This window comes from Faecalibacterium sp. AF27-11BH (assembly GCF_003603005.1).
Classification (GTDB): domain Bacteria; phylum Bacillota; class Clostridia; order Oscillospirales; family Ruminococcaceae; genus Faecalibacterium; species Faecalibacterium taiwanense.
In genome coordinates, this window is sequence record NZ_QVGS01000006.1 from 24868 (window position 1) to 44876 (window position 20009).

Sequence of the window (20009 nt, forward strand, 5' to 3'; positions counted from 1 at the left end):
AGCCCTGACCGTGTCCGCTGTAAAAGCAGGCAGACGATCAGGGCTGTTTTTCCGTATTTCTTTATTTCAGCCGGTCAGCAGGCATCCACATTCTTGGTGACCATCACGTCACTGTCCAGCCCGCAGACGTTGTGCAGCACGATGGTGCCTGCCTTGACGGGGGCGGTCAGCACCACCTTGCGGATCTCGTCCATCACCGGGAAGATCATATCCTTGGGGACGGCCTTGGTCAGGCGGACGCTGGTAACAGGCAGCTCGCCGCCCTTAACCAGCACTGAGCTGGCGATGGTGCGGCGGGGCGCAGTCAGCTCCTGACGGACATACTGTTCGCCGCGGGGGCAGGTGTGACCGGTGGCCGAGATCACCTGACCATTTTCAACTTCGGCTTCGATCTCGCAGCCGTTGGGGCAGACGATACAGGTAAATTGCTTTTTCATTCCACCGACACCTCCAGTGCGCCCATTTCCTGCAGCTTGGCAGCAGAGACCTTGAACTGGATCATCTCCGCAGGAATGGCTTTCTTCATCTTCTTGGCAGCAACTTCCACACCGTTCTGGCGCACCACGATGCGGCAGTCACGGTAGTGGTTCCGCACGCGCAGCGACAGGCTAAAGTCGTTCTTGCCGCTGACCTTCTGCGGAATGGTGTGGCCCACGCCCTCGCCGCACTTCACGTCCAGCGTGCAGGGGTCGATGCCCTTGCCCTCAACGTAGGCGGCAGCGTGGCGTGCCAGTGCCTCGGACTCCATGGAAACAAAGTCCACCAGATCATGCACATGCAGCACATTGCCGGCAGAGAACACGCCGGGCACGTTGGTCTGCAGGTTCTCGTCCACCACAGCGCCGTTGGTGTGGGGGTCAATGGCGATGCCGGCATCCTCCAGCAGCTTGTTCTCCGGGATCAGGCCCACGGAGAGGATCAGCGTATCACACTTGTACTCCTTCTCGGTGCCGGGGATGGGCCGACGGTTCGCGTCCACCTCGGAGATGGTCACGCCGGTCAGGCGGTCACGGCCATGGATCTCGGTGACGGTGTGGCTGAGATAGAGCGGGATATTGTAGTCATCCAGACACTGCACGATGTTGCGCGGCAGGCCGGAGGGGTAAGGCATCAGCTCGAACACTGCCTGCACATGAGCGCCTTCCAGCGTCATGCGGCGTGCCATGATCATGCCGATATCGCCGGAGCCGAGGATGACGACCTCCTTGCCGGGCATCCGGTTGTAGAGGTTCATGTAAGCCTGCGCGGTGCCTGCGGTGAACACGCCCGCCGGACGCTCGCCGGGAATGCCCAGTGCGCCGCGGCTGCGCTCCTTGCAGCCCATGGCAAGCACCACAGCCTTTGCCTGATACTGGCGCAGGCCGCTGCGGGTGGAGGCGGTGACGACACGATCCTCCGTCAGGCTCAGCACCGTGGCGCTGGTCTCGTAAGGGATCTCACGCTTGTTCACTTCATCAATGAACGCCTGTGCATATTCCGGGCCGGACAGGCTCTCGCCGAAGCGGCCCAGACCGAAACCGTCATGGATGCACTGGCGCAGGATGCCGCCCAGCATCGCCTCGCGCTCCAGAATGATCATGTTGCGGATGCCCTGCTTGTGCAGCTCCACCGCTGCGGCAAGACCTGCAGGGCCGCCGCCGATAATCACAACGTCTTTCTGTTCCATCGCTCAGTTCTCCTCCTTCCGCATATTGCCGGTGAGTATCCATGACCCCTGACGGCTGTAACGCACATTCTCCGGCTCGGTGCCCAGCTCCTGCTCAATGAAGTGTTCGATCTTCATCTGGCAGAAGCCGCCCTGACAGCCGCCCATCATGGCGCGGGTGCGGTACTTGATGCCGGTCATGGTGGAAACGCCCAGCGGGTTGTGGATAGCCTGCAGAATCTCGGCCTTGGTCACTTCCTCACAGCTGCAGATCATCTCGCCGTAATCGGGGTCCTGCGCGATGAGCTCTGCCTGCTGTTCCGGCGTGCACTCGGCAAACTTGACGATGCCCTTGTGGTGCGGGTCAAAGTCTGGGTTTTCCTCGAACTTTTCGTGCTCCAGCATCAGGCCGATGACGTAGCGGGCCAGCGGCACGCTGCCGGTCAGGCCCGGGGATTCAATGCCCACGAGGTTGACGGCATTGGGTGCCACGTCGTCCCGGATCTCCACCTTCCAGTCCTGAATGGCACCGTTTTCATCCACCCACTTGGGCTGGATGCCGGCGAAGGTGCGGATCTGATCCTTTTTAAAGATGTGGGGCCACAGCTTTGCGCCCTCCACGGCCAGACTGTCCATGTTGGCCTGCGGCACACCGTAGTCGTCCAGCACATCAGTGTTCTCCGCGTCCGGGCCAACAGTCACGTTGCCGTCCACGGTGGGGGTGATGTGGATGCCCATATAGGTGTTGCTGGGCACCGGGTACACCGGCATGGGCAGCAGCTTGCCCATGCGCTTGTGCAGGATGATGTAGTTGCTGCGGGAGCCGATGACACGGTAGCCGGTCAGGCCCAGCAGGTCGGAGATCTGCTTTGCGCCCAGACCAGCGGCGTTGACCACCCAGCGGGTGCAGAAATCGCCATGGGCAGTATGCAGGTAGTACAGCTCATTTTCCCGGGTGATAGCCTCTACCTTGTGGTCAAAGAAGAAGTCCACGCTGTTGGCGTGTGCGTTCTCGGCCAGAGCCACCGTGTACAGGAACGGGTCCATGATGCCGCTGTTTTTGGACCACATGGCAAACTTGCCCACCACGGCTGGCACCAGCTCATGCAGCTTTGCTTCATCGATCATCTCAAGGCCGGTGCAGCCGTTGACAGCGCCCTGCTTCATGGTGCGCTCCAGCTGCTCCATGTCCTCGGGGGTGTTGCCCACCAGCACCTTGCCGCAACGCTTGAACGGGAAGTTCAGCTCTTCGGCCAGCTGGCCCATGATCTTGTTGCCTTCTACGCAGCACTTCGCTTTCAGGCTGCCAATGGGGTTGGCAAAGCCGCCGTGCACCACCGCAGAGTTGCGGCCGCTGGTCTCGTTGCAGACATCCAGATTTTTTTCCAGCACTGCAATGCTCAATTTGTAGCGCGAAAGTTCGCGTGCAATGGCGCTGCCCACGACACCCGCACCGATGATGACCACATCGTATTGTTTTTTCATGGTATCCACCTTTCTTCCTGATTTGGAGATCCAGCTTTTATGTTATATATTTCATTGACTAAAATATATAACATTTCATGATCTCTGTCAAGCCGTTTCCGGCAAAAAACTGCACAAAAAAATGCCGCATCTTTTGGCATAGATACGGCATTTCTGAACGTGATACGGTTGTTTCAGGCTTTGAAATAGTGTGGGAATGCTTCCCGGATCGCAGAAAGGTTCTCCGTGTAGCGCTGCATATGCTGCCCGGCAATGCGGTGTGCTGCCGCCGCATCCTTCTGTTCAATGGCTTTCAGCAGGCTGACGTGATCTTCGTAGATCGTTTTTGCGGGCCTGCAGCGGAAGCTGAGGATGGTGGTGCGGTCAAAATGCGGAGCCAGATTTTCCACCAGATCGTACCAGTACGGGCAGCCGCACTGCACATAAAGCAGCCGGTGGAACCCCTTGTCCAGCTCAAAGATCTTTTCTTCCTGTGCACGCTCAATGTACATGCGCCAGAGCGCCACGTTCTCCCACAGCTGGTCGATATCCGCCGGGGTCAGCTTTTCGCACGCCATGCAGGCGATCTCTGCTTCCAGCACAGCGCGCAGATGGCGTACTTCTTCCACCAGCTCTGCATCGATGAGAGAAACATAGGTGCCGATCTTGGGCCGGATCTCAATGAGCCGCCGCTGCGCCAGCTCCAGCTCTGCTTCCCGGAAGGGGGTGCGGCTCACCCCCAGCTGTTCGCACAATTCCGGCTCGTTCAGTTTTTCACCCGGCTCCAGACGGGTATTGATAATATTATCGATCAATACCCGCAGAACAAAACTTTTTGCAGATTCATGCTCTCTGCGCTCTGAAATCGTAATCATCGGAAGGCTCCTTTCCCTCACAGGGAAACACTGTTCTCAGACTGCTGGGTCAAGTATACCACACTGCACACCGGCGTAAAAGAGGACAATATATAAAAGGAAGAAAACTGTGTCAGAATTGTAAAAGATAAAATATTTTAACTATTATTCTTGACTTATCCAACGATTCGGCTATAATGGTCGTGTTCGCAAGAAACTTCAAAAAATTTAGATATTCAAAACAAATCAAAGGAGACTACTACCATGACGTTTGAAGAAATGAAGAAGATCGTTGTTGATACCCTGAACTGCGACGAGGACAAGGTGACCATGGAGGCCAGCCTGACCGAGGATCTGGAGGCCGACAGTCTGGATGCCGTGGAGCTGAACATGGCTCTGGAAGATGCCTGCGGCGTGTCCATCCCGGACGAAGAGCTGGCAAAGCTCAAGACCGTGGGCGATATCTACAACTACATCACCGCACATATCTGAGGCAAAAAGCAATGAACGATATCCGAGATCTTTTCCCCGGCCGAATGCGGGAGCGCACCTTCCAGCTGAAGGCCAAGCGGGATGCCGGTGCCGTCTGGCACGAGCAGCAGTTTGTGGAGTGCAAGCAGTGCGGCCGCCGCGCCGCACGCACCCTGTGGGCAAGAAGCCTTTACGTCTGCCCCAACTGCGGCTACCACATGCCCATTGGCGGGTACTACCGGCTCAGTCTGGTGCTGGACCACGGCAGCTTCCGGGAACTGGATGCCGACCTTGCTCCGCAGGATGTGCTGCATTTTCCGGGCTACCGTGAAAAGCTTGCCACCGCCCAGAACAAGACCGGCCTGCGCGAAGCCGCTGTAACGGCCACCGGCCGCATCGGCGGGGGGGCCTGCGTGGCTGCCGTGCTGGACAGCCGCTTTTTCATGGGCAGCATGAGCACTGCCGTGGGCGACAAGATCACCCGCGCCATCGAGTACGCCGCCGCAAAGCACCTGCCGCTGGTTATTTTTTCGGCCAGCGGCGGCGCGCGGATGCAGGAGGGCATTTTCAGCCTGATGCAGATGGCAAAGACCAGTGCCGCCATCCAGCGCTTTTCGGCAAAGGGCGGGTTGTACATCAGTGTGCTCACCCACCCCACCACCGGCGGTGTGACGGCCAGCTTTGCAAGCCTTGGCGACATCATGCTGGCAGAGCCTGGCGCGCTGATCGGCTTTGCAGGTCCGCGGGTCATTGAGCAGACCATTGGCGAAAAGCTGCCTGCCGGATTCCAGCGCAGCGAGTTCCAGATGGAGCACGGCTTTGTGGATCAGGTGGTGCCCCGCAGCCAGCTGCGGGATACCCTGATCCAGGTCTTGCAGCTCCATGCAGGAGGAAAACACGAATGATCAAGGAAATTTTAGAGCAGCTGGCTCCGCTGGATGCCCAGATTGCCGCGCTGAAAGGCAGCGGCAACGAGATGGATGCCATCACGGCCCATGCCTCCGAGCTGGCAGAGCTGGCTGTGGAAGAGGACGAGATCCTGCGCACCTGCGGCCCGCTGACCGCCGAGGATCGGGTGTTTCTGGCCCGGCATCCGGAGCGCCCCCACATTGATGAGACTGTTTCTGCCCTGTTCACCGACTTCTTTGAGCAGCGCGGCGACCGTCAGTGCAAGGAAGACCCTGCCATTCTGGGCGGCATCGCCCGTTTTCACGGATTGCCGGTGACGGTCATCGGCCACCGCAAGGGCAGCACACTGGAAGAAAATCTGGCCTGTAACTTTGGTATGCCGGGGCCGGAGGGCTACCGCAAGGCCCTGCGCCTGATGAAGCAGGCCGAAAAGTTTGGCCGGCCCATCATCACCTTCATTGACACGCCGGGCGCTTACCCCGGCAAGGATGCCGAGGAGCGCGGTCAGGGCGAAGCTATTGCACGCAACCTGATGGAAATGAGCGGCCTGACCGTGCCGGTCATTGCCGTTGTCACCGGCGAAGGCTCTTCCGGCGGTGCGCTGGCACTGGGTGTGGCAAACCACATCCTCATGCTGGAAAATGCCGTTTACTCGGTGCTCAGCCCCGAGGGCTTTGCCAGCATTCTGTGGAAGGATGCTTCCCGCAGCGGCGAAGCCTGCGAGATGATGAAGCTGACCGCGCAGGATCTGTACAGCGATGGCATCGTGGAGCAGGTGATCCCGGAACCGTTGGGCGGCGCACAGCGCAGCCACGCAGCCTTGTTTGAACAGTTGGATGTTGCTTTGCGGGTGCACCTGAAAGAGCTGTGCCGCATGAGCGGCCGCCAGCTGGCCGACCAGCGCTATAAAAAATACCGCCAGATCGGAGAAACGAGGAACGCATGAGTGGTTTACAGCTGATCGCCACCGGCGGGGCCATCCCCGGCCGGACGGTCACCAACGAAGATCTGAGCCGCATGGTGGATACCAGTGACGAGTGGATTACCAGCCGCACCGGCATCCGCACCCGGCACTGGTGCACGGAGGATGAATCTGCCGCCACGCTGGCCATTTCCGCCGCAAAGCAGGCTTTGGCCCGCAGCGGCCTTGCCCCTGCGCAGATCGGGTGCTGCATCTGTGCCACCCTGTCCGCCCCAGACGCGACCCCCAGTGTAGCCTGTCAGGTGCAGGCGGCGCTGGGCCTTCCCGAGGACCGGCCTGCGCTGGATGTCAACGCGGCCTGTTCCGGCTTCCTCTACGGCATAGCCGTGGCGCGGGGACTGCTGACAACTTTGGGTGGACAGTATGCCCTCGTCATTGGGTGCGAAGCCCTTTCCCGCCTGATGGACCCCGCCGACCGCTCCACCTGTGTACTGTTTGGGGATGGAGCCGGTGCTGCCATTTTTCAGCTGTCGGGCACTCCCTTTGCTCTGACGCTGGGCGCGCGCGGTAGCGATGTTCTCCATGCGGGCGGGCCGAACCGCACAGGTTCTGCGCCCATCACCATGGACGGCAAGGCCGTATTCCGCTTTGCAGTGGATGCCCTGCCCAAGTGCCTGCACACTGTGCTGGATGAAACACAGCTGACCCTCGATGATCTTGAGTGGGTGGTCTGCCATCAGGCCAACAGCCGCATCATCGACCACTGCGTGCGGGCGCTGAAGGCCGACCCGGCAAAGTTCTACAAGAACATGGACCGCCACGGCAACACCAGCGCCGCCAGCATCCCGGTGGCCCTGAACGAGCTTGCCGAGAACGGGCAGCTGCAGCCGGGCCAGCTTCTGGCCTGCATCGGCTTTGGCGGCGGCCTGACATGGGGCGGCATGATTGTGGAATACGACCCTCTCAGGCGCTGATGCGCCAGCTCCCCCGAAGGGGGAGCTTTATGGGCGGGTAGGGTCAGTGTGCCTTCCAAGAGAAGGTCCAGCTGACAGAAAAGCAGAAAAAAGCTCCCCCCTCGGGGGAGCTGTCAATGCCGGAAGGCATTGACTGAGAGGGTTTTTCAATGAAACTTTTAAATGAAATTCTAGGCACAAAATACCCCATCATTCAGGGCGGCATGGCCAACATTGCCACCGGCGAGTTTGCCGCCGCCTGCTCCAACGCGGGTGCGCTGGGCATCATTGGCGCGGGCGGCATGAACGCCGACACCCTGCGCCAGAGCATCCGCCGCTGCAAAGAGCTGACCGACAAGCCTTTTGGCGTGAACATCATGCTCATGCATCCGCAGGCAGATGAGTTTGCCAAGATCGTGGTGGAAGAGGGCGTGCCCGTTGTGACCACCGGTGCAGGCAACCCGGGCAAATATATCCCCGCGTGGAAAGCGGCAGGCATCAAGGTGATCCCGGTTGTCGCCGCCGCCGTGCTGGCAAAGCATCTGGAGCCGCTGGGCATCGATGCTGTCATTGCTGAGGGCACCGAGAGCGGCGGCCATGTGGGCGAAATGGCTACCATGGCGCTGGTGCCGCAGGTGGTGGATGCCGTAAATGTACCCGTCATTGCAGCTGGCGGCATCGCCGATGGCCGCCAGCTGGCAGCAGCTCTGGCTCTGGGTGCCTGCGGCGTGCAGGTAGGCACCTGCCTGCTGGTGAGCGAGGAGTGCCCCATCCATGAAAATTACAAAGCCGCCCTGCTCAAGGCCAAGGACAGCGATACCATCGTGACCGGCCGAAGCGTGGGTGCGCCGGTGCGGGTGCTGAAAAACCGAATGAGCCGCGAATATGTCCGGCAGGAAAACGCCGGTGCCGACAAGATGGAGCTGGAAAAGTACACCCTTGGCAGCCTGCGCCGCGCCGTGTTTGAGGGCGACACCACCACCGGAAGCCTGATGGCCGGTCAGGTGGCAGGCATGCTGCACGAGGTGCGCCCGGTGGCAGATATTCTTGCAGACCTGTGGAACGGCGGGAGGCAGCGCATTGCCGCGCTGAGCACCGAATGCTGACCCTCGGCAGAAAGACCCTGTCTGTGCCCATCCTACAGGGCGGCATGGGTGTGGGCGTTTCCCTCGGCGGGCTGGCCGGTGCTGTTGCAGCCTGCGGCGGCATGGGGTGCATCTCCACCGCCGATGCAGGCTACCGGGAGCCGGACTTTGCCCGCGACCCGGCAAGCGCCAACCACCGTGCACTGACAGCGGAAATTAAAAAAGCAAAGCAGATCGCAAAGGGCGCGGGCATGGTAGCCATCAACGCCATGGTGGCAACGCAGGATTATGCGTCCGCGATCCGCACCGCTGTGGAAGCGGGCGTAGACGCGGTGGTGTCCGGCGCAGGCCTGCCGTTGGAGCTGCCCGGCATCGTGGGCACAACGGATGTTGCCATCGCGCCCATCGTTTCCAGCGGAAGAGCCGCAAAACTCATCCTGCGCCGCTGGGCCAAGGAGTTTGGCCGCACCGCTGATTTTGTGGTGATCGAAGGCTGCAAGGCAGGCGGACACCTCGGCTTTGCCGAAGATGACCTGCTGGCAGGCAAATGCCAGACCCTCGATGACATTCTGCCCGAGGTGCTGGCCGAGGTAAAGCCCTTTGAAGCACAGTTTGGCCACAGCATCCCCGTGTTTGTGGCAGGCGGAGTGTATACCGGTGCCGATATGGCCCACTTTACCGCAATGGGCGCTGCGGGCGTACAGCTTGCTACCCGCTTTATCACCACCTACGAGTGCGACGCATCCCAGGGCTACAAGGACGTTCTGCTGAACGCCCGGCCCGAGGATGTACGGATCATCCACAGCCCGGTGGGAATGCCGGGCCGTGCACTGAACACCCCGCTGGTGCAGGCGCTGGCAGAGGGGACCCGCTTTCCTCCCCGGCACTGTGCCCGCTGCCTGAAGACCTGCGACCCCGCCAAGGTGCCCTACTGCATCACCCACGCGCTCATCGAAGCCGTAAAGGGCAATGTGGAGGAGGGCCTGTTCTTCTGCGGGGCCAACGTGGGCAGGCTGGACCGGATGCGCACGGTACAGGAGCTGATGGATGAACTTGTGACCGAATGGAGGCAAAATCAATGAAGCTTGCCGTTTTATATGCCGGTCAGGGGGCACAGCACCCCGGCATGGGCAAAGAATTTTACGAAGGCTCTCCCGCGTTCCGGGCGGCATTTGACAGTGCAGAGCTGGACTTCGATCTGCACCGCGTCTGCTTTGAGGACCCGGACGGCCTTTTGAATCAGACCGAATACACCCAGCCCTGCATGGTGGCCTTTGCCTGCGGCGTGACCGCAGTGCTGGCCCAGCAGGGCGTGAAACCCGCTTATGTGGCCGGGCTTTCGCTGGGCGAATACTCCGCGCTGGAAGCTGCCGGGGTGTTCACCGCAAAGCAGGCCATCGAGCTGGCCGCTTACCGCGGCAAAGCCATGGCCGAAGCTGCAAAGGGCATTGACTGCGGCATGACCGCCGTGCTGAACCTTGACCGGCAGGCACTTGCCGCCTGCTGTGAGCAGGCGGCAGAGCTGGGCTGCGTGCAGATCTGCAACTACAACTGCCCGGGTCAGCTGGTCATCGGCGGCGAGAAAGCCGCTGTGGACAAAGCCGCCGCACTGGCCAAAGAAGCCGGTGCCCGCCGCTGCATCCCGCTCAAGGTGAGCGGCCCGTTCCACACCCGCCTCATGGCTCCCGCCGGGGATGCACTGGCAAAGCGTTTTTCGTCTGAGCCCTTTGGCGAGATGCAGGTGCCGGTGCTGTTCAACTGCCTTGGCCGTGAAAAAGCTGAGCAGGACAACATCCCCGCCCTGCTCGTGAAGCAGGTGCAGAGCAGCGTTTACATGGAAGATACGCTCCACCGCCTCGGTGAGCTGGGCGTAGACCATATTCTGGAAGTCGGCCCGGGCAGTGCTCTGGCTGGCTTTGTGAAAAAGACCCTGCCCGGCGTGGTCTGCGCTTCGGTGGAGACCCCGGAGCAGCTGAACGCCGCACTGACAGCATGGAAGGAAGAGCTATGAGCGAAGAAACGATCATCCGCACCGCCGTTGTTACTGGCGGAAGCCGGGGCATTGGCCGGGCTGTGTGCATCCAGCTGGCAAAGCAGGGCTGCAATGTCGTGGTGAATTACTGCCACGGCGAAGCTGCAGCTGCCGAGACGGTGGCTCTGTGCAAGGCCGAAAACGCAGATGCCGTGGCTGTGCAGGCCGATGTTTCCACTGCCGAGGGCTGCAAAGCACTCTTTGAACAGGCGGTGAACGCCTTTGGCCGGGTGGATATCCTTGTGAACAACGCGGGCATTACCCGCGATAATCTGATCCTGCGCATGAGCGAAGAGGACTTCGATGCAGTGCTGAACGCAAACCTCAAGGGTGCGTTCCTCTGCTGCAAGGAGGCCGCCCGCCGCATGGTGCGCCAGCGCTGGGGCCGCATCGTGAACCTTTCCAGTGTGGTGGCCCTGCGGGGCAACGCCGGCCAGACCAATTACGCCGCCAGCAAGGCGGGCCTGATCGGCCTGACCAAAAGCCTTGCCCGCGAGCTGGCAAGCCGCAATGTGACCGTGAATGCGGTCGCGCCGGGCTTTATCGAGACCGACATGACCGCCGCCCTGCCGGAAGCCGTCCGTGCCGAAATGGCAAAGGGCATCCCCGCAGGCCGCGCAGGAAAGCCGGAGGATGTGGCAAATGCAGTGGCATTTTTTGCCGCAGAACAAAGCAGCTATCTCACCGGGCAGGTGCTCTGTGCAGACGGCGGCATGGCAATGTAAAAGGAGAAAACTCTCATGGAAAAACGCAGAGTCGTGATCACCGGCCTTGGCACCGTGAACCCGCTGGGCAACAACACCACCGACAGCTGGGCCGCTGCCAAAGCGGGCAAATGCGGCATCGGCCCCATTACCCAGTTCGATACCACCGATTTTAAATGTAAGCTGGCAGGCGAGGTGAAGGGCTTTGACCCGGAAACCATCGTGGACAAAAAGGAAGCCCGCAAGATGGCCCGCTTTACCGTTCTGGCCCTTGCTGCCGCCGCTGAAGCAGTTGCAGACAGCGGTCTGGACACCGAAGCGGAAGCCAAACAGATCGGTGTCATCCTTTCCAGCGGCATCGGCGGTCTGCCCACCATTGAGGAGCAGCACACCCGTGGTGAAGAGAAGGGCATGGAAAAGGTAAGCCCCTATTTCGTGCCCATGTCCATTGCCAACATGGCAGCGGCACAGGTGGCCATCCGCTTTGGTCTGAAGGGCATGTGCACCTGCCCGGTGACGGCCTGCGCCGGCGGCACCAATGCCGTAGGCGATGCCTTCCACCGCATCCGTGACGGCTACGAGACCGCCATGGTCTGCGGCGGTGCAGAGAGCTGCATCAGCCCTCTGGGCATCGGCGGCTTTACCAGCATGAAAGCGCTTTCCACTGCGACCGATCCGGATGCAGCCAGCCTGCCCTTTGACGCGCGGCGCGGCGGCTTCGTGATGGGCGAAGGCAGCGGTGTGCTGGTGCTGGAAGAGCTGGAACATGCCCGTGCCCGCGGTGCGCACATCTACGCCGAGATGGTGGGCTACGGTGCCAACTGCGACGCCTACCACTTCACCGCCCCCGCCCCCGGCGGCGCAGGTGCCATCGACTGCATGGCGCTGACGCTGGCGGATGCAGGCATCGCACCGGAGCAGGTGGATCACATCAACGCCCACGGCACCGGCACCCACATGAACGATGCCTGCGAGACCGCCGCCATCCATGCGGTGTTCGGCGAACACGCAAAGCAGCTGACTGTGGTAAGCACCAAGAGCATGACCGGCCATCTGCTGGGCGGTGCGGGCGGCATTGAAGCCGTATTTACAGCGCTGGCCCTGCATGACCAGTTTGCGCCGCCCACCATCCACTATGAGCAGCCCGATCCCGAATGTGATCTGGACTATGTGCCGAACACTGGCCGTGCGCAGGCCATGACCCACGCACTGAGCAACAGTCTGGGCTTTGGCGGGCACAACGCCTGCATCGCCCTGCGCAGATGGGAGGGCTGACCCATGGCAGAACCCCGCACCGTGCGTGCAGACGCAAACACCCTGAACAGTGAGGAGATCGCGGCGCTTCTGCCGCACCGCTATCCCTTTGCCCTTGTGGACCGCATTCTGGACTATGAGCCGGGCCAGTGGGCCATCGGCCGCAAGTGCGTGAGCCGCAATGAGGAATTTTTCTGCGGACATTTTCCCGGCCAGCCGGTGATGCCGGGAGTGCTCATTCTGGAAGCACTGGCCCAGACCGGTGCCGCTGCGGCGCTCAGCCTGCCGGAGAACAAGGGCAAACTGGCCCTCTTCGGCGGCATCAAGAATGCCCGCTTCCGCAAACAGGTCACCCCCGGCGATGTGCTCACCCTGCACTGTGAACTGGTAGAGCAGCACGGCCCGGTGGGCGTGGGCAAAGCCTCGGCGTGGGTGGACGGCAAGTGCGCCGCCACCGCCGAGCTGACCTTTGTGCTGACCGACCCCAACGCCTAAAAACACCCCTGTGAGTTTAAAAAAGCTCACAGGGGTGTTTTCCGTTATTTTACCATTGAGAAGCTGCTTCGCTCTCTCAGCCAAGCGCCACATCCAGAACCATCAGTGGTGCCCCACCAGATAGGCCACCCGGTCGATCTGCGCCACCGTCATGCCGGTATCCGCCAGAAATTCCCGCACCAGCGGAGCACTCTCCTGCTCCTGATACTTTCCATTGGTGTTACTGCAATGGTAGGATCGCATATTTACTGATTTCTGTATCTGTTCAGGACAGCATCCGGGATATGGCAGTAACTGCAGTCTTCAGGGTGCCGTTCCAGATGGTGCTGATGCTCCTCAGCGCTCCGGACATAATTTGTCAGCGGCAGCACTTCCAGCATGATCTTGTCCCGGTCCTCCCGGCCGTTTATAAAAGCTCTTGCTTCTTCCAGATGTCTGGGATCTGTACTGTACAGCCCTGTCCGGTACTTTTTTCCAACGTCCACACCCTGTTTGTTCAGGCTGTAGGGGTCGATGATCTCAAACAGGTGTGCCATCAGTTCTGAAATGCTTGTGTTTTTCTCATCATAGACCACTTTTACGCATTCTGCATATCCATCGTATGGGCCATCCAGAGAACTCGTTGTTCCGTTGGCTCTGCCGGCTTCAGTCATCTGTACACCAGGCACTGTGTCAAAAAAATGCTGCACGCCCCAAAGGCATCCGCCTGCGATATAGACCGTTTCCATCTTGATTTTCCCCTTCCTGTTGATCATATATCAGCTTTGCTCCTATTCTACCACGCTTTCCCACTGTCGGAAAGATATCGGAAAACAAAAATGGCCCCGGAGGGCTTATCGCAGCTCTCCGGGGCCGCCTTGTGCAGAGTGATTTTCTCTCGATGGGCTTTCAGAAATGCTTTGCTGTAATCAGCTTGCGTGAACCACAGCGGAAGAACCCTCATAAGATACAGAAAAGATTTCTGTATTTTTCTTGACAGTTTTCCCATATTCTGTTTTAATACATCTGATAAAAGGGAGTAAAGGGCAGTGTTCCGGCTTATTCTTCGGGAGACTGCTGCATGGCAGCGTCATCACGGCAGAAATGCCCGATGTCATGTGTTCGCTTGAGACTTTTGTCACAGACAAGGTGCTGTGGCAGGAGTCTCTTTTTCTTGTCACCGTACCGGAGCACAATAGGAGGCAAGAAAACTATGAACTTTCTGAACACATTCGCAAGTCTGTTTTCCAATTTTGGAAACCTGACTTGGCAGATGGTGGTGATGTGGGGCATTGGTGCATTGCTCATCTACCTTGCCATCGCCAAAAAAATGGAGCCGAGCCTGCTTTTACCCATGGGCTTTGGTGCCATTCTGGTCAATCTGCCGCTGTCCGGTGCCATCACGCAGGGCGATACCGTAGGCCCCATTTCTGCCCTGTTTGAAGCAGGCATGTCCAACGAGCTGTTTCCCCTGCTGCTTTTCATCGGCATTGGTGCTATGATCGACTTTGGCCCCCTGCTGGAAAAACCGTGGCTCATGCTCTTTGGTGCCGCAGCGCAGTTTGGTATTTTCTTCACCCTGTTTCTGGCAGGCTTCTTCTTTGATTTGAAGGATGCTGCTTCCATCGCTGTCATTGGTGCAGCGGACGGTCCCACCGCCATTTTTGTAGCTAACACCCTCAACTCCCAGTACCTTGGTGCCATCATGGTGGCAGCGTACAGTTACATGGCTCTGGTGCCCATCGTGCAGCCGCCGGTCATTAAACTGCTGACCACTCAGAAGGACCGCCGCATCCGGATGCCCTATGAAAAGGGCAATGTCAGCCAGCTGACGAAGATTCTGTTCCCCATTGTGGTAACCATCATTGCCGGTATGGTAGCTCCTGCCAGTGTAGCTCTAGTTGGTTTTCTGATGTTCGGCAACCTGCTGCGGGAGTGCGGCGTACTGAACGCCCTCAGCGAAACCGCGCAGAATGTGCTGGCAAACCTCATCACCATCGTGCTGGGCCTGACCGTGGCCGGACAGATGACCGCTGACAAGTTTGTCCGGCCCGATACCCTGCTCATCCTTGCACTGGGTCTGGTAGCCTTCGTTTTTGATACCGCAGGCGGCGTGCTGTTTGCAAAGCTGCTGAACCTGTTCCTGCCCGAAGGCAAAAAACTGAACCCGATGATCGGTGCAGCCGGCATCTCCGCCTTCCCCATGAGCGGCCGTGTGGTCAACAAGATGGGATTGGAAGAAGATAACCAGAATTTCCTGCTGATGTACTCCATCAGCGTCAACGTTTCGGGGCAGATCGCATCCGTCATTGCAGGCGGCCTAATTCTGACCCTGATGGCTTAACGGAGGTACACTTATGCTTCATCTTTCTTCGTGGATGACCACCCTGCCCATGATGCTCATCGGCATGGTCGGCATTCTTCTCGTCATTGGTGTCATTGTCCTGGCTGTGATGCTGCTCAACCGGCTGACAAATCGGAAATAATTCACCCCATCAAGTAGAAACGAATTTACGGCGAAATATCGATATAAATATGATGCACAGGCCTTCTAAAGCTGTGATTTTGTGACAACTTGGTGTCACTTCAATAAAGAACCCGCTTTCACTTCAATTTGATGTTGAAAGCGGGTTCTTTTCGCTTTTATGCGTGTTTGACGGCGGTTTCAAAAAGATTGACTGCTGCGCCCTCTTGCGTGTCGGTGTTGTGGGTACCACGCTTTTTCACTTCCGAAAAGATGTCAGAATACAAAAACCCCCGAAGAGCTTTTTACGGTTCTCCGGGGGCTGGTTCTATGCGCCGGTGTTCCTCACACCGATGCACAAACGTTATTCGATTTCAATGAGATTGGGATTCGCAGGCAGAGCCTTCTGCTGCTGCGGTGCGGGCAGTACGATGTGCAGGATGCCATCCTCGAACTTTGCGTGGATGTCCTCCTTCTTCACGGCATCACCCACATAGAAGCTGCGGGCACAGGTACCGGAGAAGGTCTCACGGCGCAGATAACGGCCATTGTTGTCCTTCTCGTCATTGGAGTGGTTGCGGACGGCCTGAATGGTCAGGTAGCCGTCGCTCAGCTCCATCTGAACGTCTTCCTTCTTGCAGCCGGGCAGGTCAACAGCCACATCATAGTTGCCATCGGCGGTCTGCTTCACATCGGTTTTCATCATGTTTGCGCCGCGCTTGCCGAAGGTCTCACGCTCTTCACGATTCATTGCACGCTCCAGCGCACCGTCGTTCCAGAACGGATCAAAGAAATCATCGAACAGATTTTCATGGAAAACAGCAGGCATAAACATAAAACAACCCTCCAATCCCGGCGTTCGGGTCGGGCATAAAATCAAGATCGTGCATCAGAAGCGGAGTCTTCCCGGGAGCCTTGCGGTTCCCTCATGCCCCTTTCTCCTGAGCACGCCACTGTTATAACACTGTTTATTAGCAGTGTCAATAGTAGAGCGCTAAAATTCATAAAAGAATAATACTTTTATAATATTTCATGCAATTCTCGGCAAAATCGTTTGCACTGGATTCAATTTTTTCTTCTCCAATCGTAGTCTTTCGCTGTGACAGAACGGATGCAAGCCGTTTCTTCAGAACCAGGCGATCCATTGCCCGCGTAAACAATGCAGTTATCAAAAAGTCTCTCTGTCCTTGCAGCGTCTTGCGTTCTGCCGGTCCACCCGCTATAATAATGTGGAAACCGAGATGAAAAGAGCGTGATATTGTGGAAGAGACCGAGATCAGTCATTTTCTCCACATTCTGGTCCGAATGGGCGAAGCTTTACAAAACAGTGGCGCAGAAGTATTCCGCGTTGAGGACACTTTGAACCGGATCGCAATCGCCTATGGGGCAGAAGATGTGAATGTATTCGTGATCACATCCAGCATCGTGGTCACGCTTACCATGCCCTCGCTGCCGCCGCAGACCGAGACCCGCCGCCTGCGTCACGCTGCCAGCAATGACCTGCTGACATTGGAAAAGCTCAATGCGCTCAGCCGCCGTATCTGCACAGCACCTCCTTCCATAGAAGAGTTTCAGCGCCAACTGAATGCCATTCTGGCACAGCATCCGGACCCAAGACTGCATCTTGCCGGCAGTGTGTTGGCTGCTTCCAGTTTTGCCATCTTCTTTGGTGGAAATCTCTGGGACGGCCTGCTGGCCGGCGGCATTGCCGTTCTGATTTGCTGGATGGAGCGCTATCTCTCGCCTTTTTGTATGAATGGCGTAGAATTTCAGTTTATAGCATCATTTCTCAGCGGTGTCTCCACTCTGCTGCTCTGCCGCTTTGGGATGCAGTTTCATGCCGATAAAGTTCTGATTGGTATCATCATGCTGCTGATTCCCGGCATCATGCTGACAAATTCCATCCGGGACATCTTACTTGGGGACATTATTTCCGGCTCTCTTCGGCTGGTGGAAGCCATTCTGATGGCCGCCACCCTTGCACTCGGCATGATGGCCGCCATCTGGTTGATGGGAGGAATTTCCGCATGATACAGGTTTTTTCGCAGTTGCTCAGTGCTGCCCTTGGTTCGGTCGGTTTCGGACTGATCTTCAATCTGAACCGGCGCTACTTACCCGCCGCCGGTGTAGGCGGACTTCTGGCATGGCTGGCTTATCTTCTTGCCGCCAACACCCTGCACAGCGTCTTTCTTGCCAATCTGTTGGCCGGTTTCTGTGCCGCTCTGTATGCCGAAATTCTTGCCCGATGCTGCAATGCACCCTCTACGCCTTTCTTCATTACCGCTGCCATTCCCCTCATTCCCGGAAGCACCCTCTACTACTGCATGAACGCAGTCGTCTCCAATGATTTGTCTGCTGCAGAGCATTTCGGAGAGCAGACCTTTCTGGCCGCTCTTGGAATTGCCGGCGGTATGGCAATCGCATGGTGTCTGGCCGATTTGAGCCGGAAGCTGCACGCACTTGCAATCCGTTCTTCGGGAAAGTAGCGATCTTCCACATTGAAGAATGCCCCTGATGATCGGGTCGTTTGAGCTGCTGCTCTGAAATACGAAGAAAGGCCGTCCGGCATCGCAGCAGGGCTGCCTTTACAATTACAAGGATGTGTCTCTATGAAACTCAAACAATTCATTCAGCAGGAAACGGTTCTCACCGCAGCCGCTGTGCTGGCCGTTGTCTCCGCCTTCTTTGTTCTGCCGGATGCGCAGTATCTCGGCTACATCGACCTGCGCACGCTGGCGATTTTGTTTTCCCTGATGACGGTCATGGCCGGGCTGCGGCGGCAGGGCTTTTTTGATGGACTGGGCCGGGCATTGCTGTCCCGTACCCACAGCACCTTTCAGCTGACACTGGTACTGGTCGGGCTGTGCTTTTTCGGAAGCATGTTCATCACCAACGATGTTTCCCTGCTGACCTTCGTTCCCTTTACGTTCGTGGTTCTGAGCCGTCTGGGAGCGGATGTCCGCCGCTCCCTTCTGATCCCGGTGGTCTGTATGCAGACCATTGCGGCAAACCTTGGCAGTATGCTGACCCCCATCGGCAACCCGCAGAACCTCTATCTTTACGGAAAAAGCGGCATGAGCATCGGGGGATTTGTTCTTCTTATGCTGCCCTACACCCTGGTCTCTCTGCTCCTGCTGCTGGCTTGGGCAGCGCTGGTCTGCCGGAAAGCCTCTGCCGCCCTCTCCGTGGACGAGCTTGTTTCTTCTTCTGCATCTCAGGGAGATCAGAAGATCATCCTGCTGTATCTGGTTCTGTTTGCCGTCTGCCTGCTGTCCGTGATCCGGGTGTTGCCTTATGGCATTGCCTTTGCCGCTGTACTCGTCTGCGCCCTTTTTGCAGACCCGCACACCTTACGGGCAGTGGACTATTCCCTGCTTTTGACCTTTGTGGCTTTTTTCATCTTCATTGGCAATCTGGGGCGCATTCCGGCCTTTTCCGGCTGGCTGCAGGAGTTTCTGACCGGCCGGGAAGTTCTTGTGGCGGTTCTTGCTTCGCAGGTCACCAGTAATGTTCCCGCCGCCCTGCTGCTGTCCGGGTTCACGGCAGAGACACAAGCCCTCATCATCGGCACCAATCTGGGAGGTCTTGGCACTTTGATCGCATCCATGGCCAGTCTTATTTCCTACCGGCAGATCGCACGGGAGCTGCCACAGGGAAAGAAGCGGTATTTTGGGCTGTTCACCCTGTCCAACCTGATCTTCCTTGCGATCCTGCTGGGTGTGTGGTTTTTGCTCCACTGAGCGTGGCAGATGACTTATGGTTTTTCTATAAAGCTAAAAAAGGGGAGTTCCGTCACGGACGAAGGTCCGGGCAGAACTCCCTTTGGTTTTATCGTATGGTCAGAATGCCGGTGCCCACCGGCACCTCCAGCAGCTTGCTGGAAAAATGCTCCGGGATGCCGGACAGTGCCTTTTCCAGATAGGCATCGTTTTCCGCCTTGTTCATGTCCCACACCAGGCGGCACACCGCTTTCCCGCTCAGGGTGGAGCAGGTGATCATACCATCATAAAAATTGTTGCCGCCTGTCAGCCGATAGGCACTGCGGATTGCTTCTTTTCGTTCCATGCTCCGTCCTCCTTACACTATTTCACCGCTTTTGCGCCGTAACGCAAAGCCAGCCCTTTTTATTTTTGTGGCTTTGGATCTGACAAAATCCTGCTTTTTCCAAATACTCTTTCAGTGCAGTATCCGTATAGATGGTCATGCCATTGATGATTTTCGTCCATTTGTCGTCTTTTGTCGTTTCGCCGTTCGCTTCGTTACAGATGAAAAAGATTCCGCCGGGCTTCAGCACTCGATAAACCTCTCTGAAATTCTGTGCAAGCTCCGGCCAGAAGTAGACCGTTTCAAAGGCGGTCACCACATCAAACTGCTCCGCTTTAAACGGCAGCTCTGTCACGCTTGCCTGTTGCACGGTACACCGTCCTGCCGCAATGGCTCTGGCATTGACTTTTCGCGCTTTTTCCACGCTGACGGCTGAGTAGTCGATGCCCTGCACCTTGCCGTTGGGGCACAGTTTCAGCAGTGTCTTAATGTTCGCTCCACCGCCGCAGCCGCAGTCCAGCACCATGGCATCCGGGGCAGGCTGTAAAAAGCGCAGCCCCCATTCTGCCATTGCGCTGTGTCCAAGGTTCATCATAGCAACCATGATCTTCCCGCCAAGGCCTACGGGCTTTCGGGTGTTTTCAAAAAAGGACATAACGTCACCCTCTTTCTGTTTACCGTTCACAATGCAATGCTTTTTACCAGATGCGCCCACTGCACCGGATGACAGGCCC

General features: G+C 57.9%; 24 protein-coding genes. 15 read left to right on the plus strand and 9 right to left on the minus strand.

Translation table 11 applies throughout. The annotated features are described in order from the left end of the window. Positions 1–74 precede the first annotated feature (74 nt). The 4 genes from DWY76_RS07365 to DWY76_RS07380 form a co-directional block, all read right to left on the minus strand. Positions 75–437, minus strand: a complete 363-nt coding sequence (locus DWY76_RS07365; protein ID WP_120080677.1) for a DUF1667 domain-containing protein — start codon at positions 435–437, stop codon at positions 75–77. Further along, a complete protein-coding gene (locus tag DWY76_RS07370; RefSeq protein WP_120080679.1) occupies positions 434–1666 on the minus strand; it encodes an FAD-dependent oxidoreductase in 1233 nt (410 codons plus the stop codon). Before DWY76_RS07370 ends, DWY76_RS07365 begins: the two co-directional genes overlap by 4 nt. A gap of 3 nt (positions 1667–1669) precedes the next feature. Continuing rightward, positions 1670–3130, minus strand: coding sequence for an NAD(P)/FAD-dependent oxidoreductase (locus DWY76_RS07375; RefSeq protein WP_120080681.1), 1461 nt, complete (start codon positions 3128–3130; stop codon positions 1670–1672). Positions 3131–3303: 173 nt separating this feature from the next. Next, entirely contained in the window at positions 3304–3984 is a 681-nt protein-coding gene (locus DWY76_RS07380; protein WP_120080683.1) for a GntR family transcriptional regulator, read from the minus strand. A 243-nt stretch (positions 3985–4227) separates the two neighbouring features. On the opposite strand from DWY76_RS07380, the gene acpP reads away from it, so the two are divergent. The 10 genes from acpP to fabZ all read left to right on the plus strand — a co-directional run bounded on the left by acpP (position 4228) and on the right by fabZ (position 12788). Beyond that, entirely contained in the window at positions 4228–4455 is a 228-nt protein-coding gene (acpP, locus tag DWY76_RS07385; protein ID WP_005939770.1) for an acyl carrier protein, read from the plus strand. Positions 4456–4466: 11 nt separating this feature from the next. Then, positions 4467–5339 (plus strand): acetyl-CoA carboxylase, carboxyltransferase subunit beta, encoded by an 873-nt coding sequence (accD, locus tag DWY76_RS07390; RefSeq protein WP_120080685.1) that lies wholly within the window; start codon positions 4467–4469, stop codon positions 5337–5339. Next, positions 5336–6289: an acetyl-CoA carboxylase carboxyltransferase subunit alpha gene (locus DWY76_RS07395; protein ID WP_005939761.1), complete on the plus strand. Its 954-nt coding sequence runs from the start codon at positions 5336–5338 to the stop codon at positions 6287–6289. The genes accD and DWY76_RS07395 overlap by 4 nt, the downstream gene beginning before the upstream one ends. Next, entirely contained in the window at positions 6286–7239 is a 954-nt protein-coding gene (locus DWY76_RS07400; protein WP_120080687.1) for a beta-ketoacyl-ACP synthase III, read from the plus strand. Before DWY76_RS07395 ends, DWY76_RS07400 begins: the two co-directional genes overlap by 4 nt. Before the next feature lie 149 nt (positions 7240–7388). Further along, positions 7389–8324, plus strand: coding sequence for a DUF561 domain-containing protein (locus DWY76_RS07405; protein ID WP_120080689.1), 936 nt, complete (start codon positions 7389–7391; stop codon positions 8322–8324). Beyond that, a complete protein-coding gene (locus DWY76_RS07410) occupies positions 8318–9385 on the plus strand; it encodes a nitronate monooxygenase family protein (protein WP_120080691.1) in 1068 nt (355 codons plus the stop codon). The genes DWY76_RS07405 and DWY76_RS07410 overlap by 7 nt, the downstream gene beginning before the upstream one ends. Next, on the plus strand, positions 9382–10314 hold the full coding sequence (gene fabD / locus DWY76_RS07415; protein WP_120080693.1) for an ACP S-malonyltransferase: 933 nt from the start codon (positions 9382–9384) through the stop codon (positions 10312–10314). Before DWY76_RS07410 ends, fabD begins: the two co-directional genes overlap by 4 nt. After that, the gene (fabG, locus tag DWY76_RS07420) at positions 10311–11060 is read left to right on the plus strand and encodes a 3-oxoacyl-[acyl-carrier-protein] reductase (RefSeq protein ID WP_120080695.1); all 750 of its coding nucleotides are present in this window, start codon (positions 10311–10313) and stop codon (positions 11058–11060) included. The genes fabD and fabG overlap by 4 nt, the downstream gene beginning before the upstream one ends. Before the next feature lie 15 nt (positions 11061–11075). After that, a complete protein-coding gene (gene fabF, locus DWY76_RS07425; RefSeq protein WP_120080697.1) occupies positions 11076–12314 on the plus strand; it encodes a beta-ketoacyl-ACP synthase II in 1239 nt (412 codons plus the stop codon). 3 nt (positions 12315–12317) lie between these two features. After that, positions 12318–12788 (plus strand): 3-hydroxyacyl-ACP dehydratase FabZ, encoded by a 471-nt coding sequence (gene fabZ, locus DWY76_RS07430; RefSeq protein ID WP_120080699.1) that lies wholly within the window; start codon positions 12318–12320, stop codon positions 12786–12788. Between the two features lie 102 nt (positions 12789–12890). Here the strand turns inward: fabZ and DWY76_RS07435 are convergent, their stop codons facing one another. Continuing rightward, positions 12891–13031: a hypothetical protein gene (locus DWY76_RS07435; RefSeq protein ID WP_243111970.1), complete on the minus strand. Its 141-nt coding sequence runs from the start codon at positions 13029–13031 to the stop codon at positions 12891–12893. 2 nt (positions 13032–13033) lie between these two features. Further along, positions 13034–13543 carry a peptide-methionine (S)-S-oxide reductase gene (locus DWY76_RS07440; RefSeq protein WP_243111972.1) on the minus strand — a complete coding sequence of 170 codons (510 nt, stop codon included), beginning with the start codon at positions 13541–13543 and terminating at the stop codon, positions 13034–13036. Between the two features lie 437 nt (positions 13544–13980). Between DWY76_RS07440 and DWY76_RS07445 the strand changes: the two genes are divergently transcribed. Further along, entirely contained in the window at positions 13981–15111 is a 1131-nt protein-coding gene (locus tag DWY76_RS07445) for a sodium ion-translocating decarboxylase subunit beta (protein ID WP_005939727.1), read from the plus strand. A gap of 13 nt (positions 15112–15124) precedes the next feature. Next, positions 15125–15253 carry an OadG-related small transporter subunit gene (locus DWY76_RS07450; protein ID WP_120080701.1) on the plus strand — a complete coding sequence of 43 codons (129 nt, stop codon included), beginning with the start codon at positions 15125–15127 and terminating at the stop codon, positions 15251–15253. Between the two features lie 342 nt (positions 15254–15595). On the opposite strand, the gene DWY76_RS07455 is transcribed toward DWY76_RS07450, so the two are convergent. Beyond that, positions 15596–16066: an Hsp20/alpha crystallin family protein gene (locus tag DWY76_RS07455; protein WP_005939725.1), complete on the minus strand. Its 471-nt coding sequence runs from the start codon at positions 16064–16066 to the stop codon at positions 15596–15598. Positions 16067–16491: 425 nt separating this feature from the next. Between DWY76_RS07455 and DWY76_RS07460 the strand changes: the two genes are divergently transcribed. The 3 genes from DWY76_RS07460 (at position 16492) to DWY76_RS07470 (ending at position 18971) form a co-directional block, all read left to right on the plus strand. Then, positions 16492–17262, plus strand: a complete 771-nt coding sequence (locus DWY76_RS07460; protein WP_005939719.1) for a threonine/serine exporter family protein — start codon at positions 16492–16494, stop codon at positions 17260–17262. After that, positions 17259–17717 (plus strand): threonine/serine exporter family protein, encoded by a 459-nt coding sequence (locus DWY76_RS07465; RefSeq protein WP_005939716.1) that lies wholly within the window; start codon positions 17259–17261, stop codon positions 17715–17717. The genes DWY76_RS07460 and DWY76_RS07465 overlap by 4 nt, the downstream gene beginning before the upstream one ends. A 123-nt stretch (positions 17718–17840) precedes the next feature. Then, entirely contained in the window at positions 17841–18971 is a 1131-nt protein-coding gene (locus DWY76_RS07470; RefSeq protein WP_120080703.1) for an SLC13 family permease, read from the plus strand. An 88-nt stretch (positions 18972–19059) separates the two neighbouring features. On the opposite strand, the gene DWY76_RS07475 is transcribed toward DWY76_RS07470, so the two are convergent. Continuing rightward, the gene (locus DWY76_RS07475; RefSeq protein ID WP_243111973.1) at positions 19060–19296 is read right to left on the minus strand and encodes a hypothetical protein; all 237 of its coding nucleotides are present in this window, start codon (positions 19294–19296) and stop codon (positions 19060–19062) included. 22 nt (positions 19297–19318) lie between these two features. Then, positions 19319–19930, minus strand: a complete 612-nt coding sequence (locus DWY76_RS07480; RefSeq protein ID WP_120080705.1) for a class I SAM-dependent methyltransferase — start codon at positions 19928–19930, stop codon at positions 19319–19321. Positions 19931–20009 lie beyond the last annotated feature (79 nt).

Coding starts and splice junctions, on each gene's coding strand:
- DWY76_RS07435 (WP_243111970.1), bottom strand. CDS start 13,031: ATGCGATCCTACCATTGCAGTAACACCAATGGAAAGTATCAGGAGCAG.
- DWY76_RS07455 (WP_005939725.1), bottom strand. CDS start 16,066: ATGTTTATGCCTGCTGTTTTCCATGAAAATCTGTTCGATGATTTCTTT.
- accD (WP_120080685.1), top strand. CDS start 4,467: ATGAACGATATCCGAGATCTTTTCCCCGGCCGAATGCGGGAGCGCACC.
- DWY76_RS07440 (WP_243111972.1), bottom strand. CDS start 13,543: ATGATCAACAGGAAGGGGAAAATCAAGATGGAAACGGTCTATATCGCA.
- acpP (WP_005939770.1), top strand. CDS start 4,228: ATGACGTTTGAAGAAATGAAGAAGATCGTTGTTGATACCCTGAACTGC.
- DWY76_RS07450 (WP_120080701.1), top strand. CDS start 15,125: ATGCTTCATCTTTCTTCGTGGATGACCACCCTGCCCATGATGCTCATC.
- DWY76_RS07380 (WP_120080683.1), bottom strand. CDS start 3,984: ATGATTACGATTTCAGAGCGCAGAGAGCATGAATCTGCAAAAAGTTTT.
- DWY76_RS07400 (WP_120080687.1), top strand. CDS start 6,286: ATGAGTGGTTTACAGCTGATCGCCACCGGCGGGGCCATCCCCGGCCGG.
- DWY76_RS07445 (WP_005939727.1), top strand. CDS start 13,981: ATGAACTTTCTGAACACATTCGCAAGTCTGTTTTCCAATTTTGGAAAC.
- fabZ (WP_120080699.1), top strand. CDS start 12,318: ATGGCAGAACCCCGCACCGTGCGTGCAGACGCAAACACCCTGAACAGT.
- fabF (WP_120080697.1), top strand. CDS start 11,076: ATGGAAAAACGCAGAGTCGTGATCACCGGCCTTGGCACCGTGAACCCG.
- DWY76_RS07410 (WP_120080691.1), top strand. CDS start 8,318: ATGCTGACCCTCGGCAGAAAGACCCTGTCTGTGCCCATCCTACAGGGC.
- DWY76_RS07365 (WP_120080677.1), bottom strand. CDS start 437: ATGAAAAAGCAATTTACCTGTATCGTCTGCCCCAACGGCTGCGAGATC.
- DWY76_RS07375 (WP_120080681.1), bottom strand. CDS start 3,130: ATGAAAAAACAATACGATGTGGTCATCATCGGTGCGGGTGTCGTGGGC.
- fabG (WP_120080695.1), top strand. CDS start 10,311: ATGAGCGAAGAAACGATCATCCGCACCGCCGTTGTTACTGGCGGAAGC.
- DWY76_RS07470 (WP_120080703.1), top strand. CDS start 17,841: ATGAAACTCAAACAATTCATTCAGCAGGAAACGGTTCTCACCGCAGCC.
- DWY76_RS07480 (WP_120080705.1), bottom strand. CDS start 19,930: ATGTCCTTTTTTGAAAACACCCGAAAGCCCGTAGGCCTTGGCGGGAAG.
- DWY76_RS07405 (WP_120080689.1), top strand. CDS start 7,389: ATGAAACTTTTAAATGAAATTCTAGGCACAAAATACCCCATCATTCAG.
- DWY76_RS07370 (WP_120080679.1), bottom strand. CDS start 1,666: ATGGAACAGAAAGACGTTGTGATTATCGGCGGCGGCCCTGCAGGTCTT.
- fabD (WP_120080693.1), top strand. CDS start 9,382: ATGAAGCTTGCCGTTTTATATGCCGGTCAGGGGGCACAGCACCCCGGC.
- DWY76_RS07475 (WP_243111973.1), bottom strand. CDS start 19,296: ATGGAACGAAAAGAAGCAATCCGCAGTGCCTATCGGCTGACAGGCGGC.
- DWY76_RS07395 (WP_005939761.1), top strand. CDS start 5,336: ATGATCAAGGAAATTTTAGAGCAGCTGGCTCCGCTGGATGCCCAGATT.
- DWY76_RS07465 (WP_005939716.1), top strand. CDS start 17,259: ATGATACAGGTTTTTTCGCAGTTGCTCAGTGCTGCCCTTGGTTCGGTC.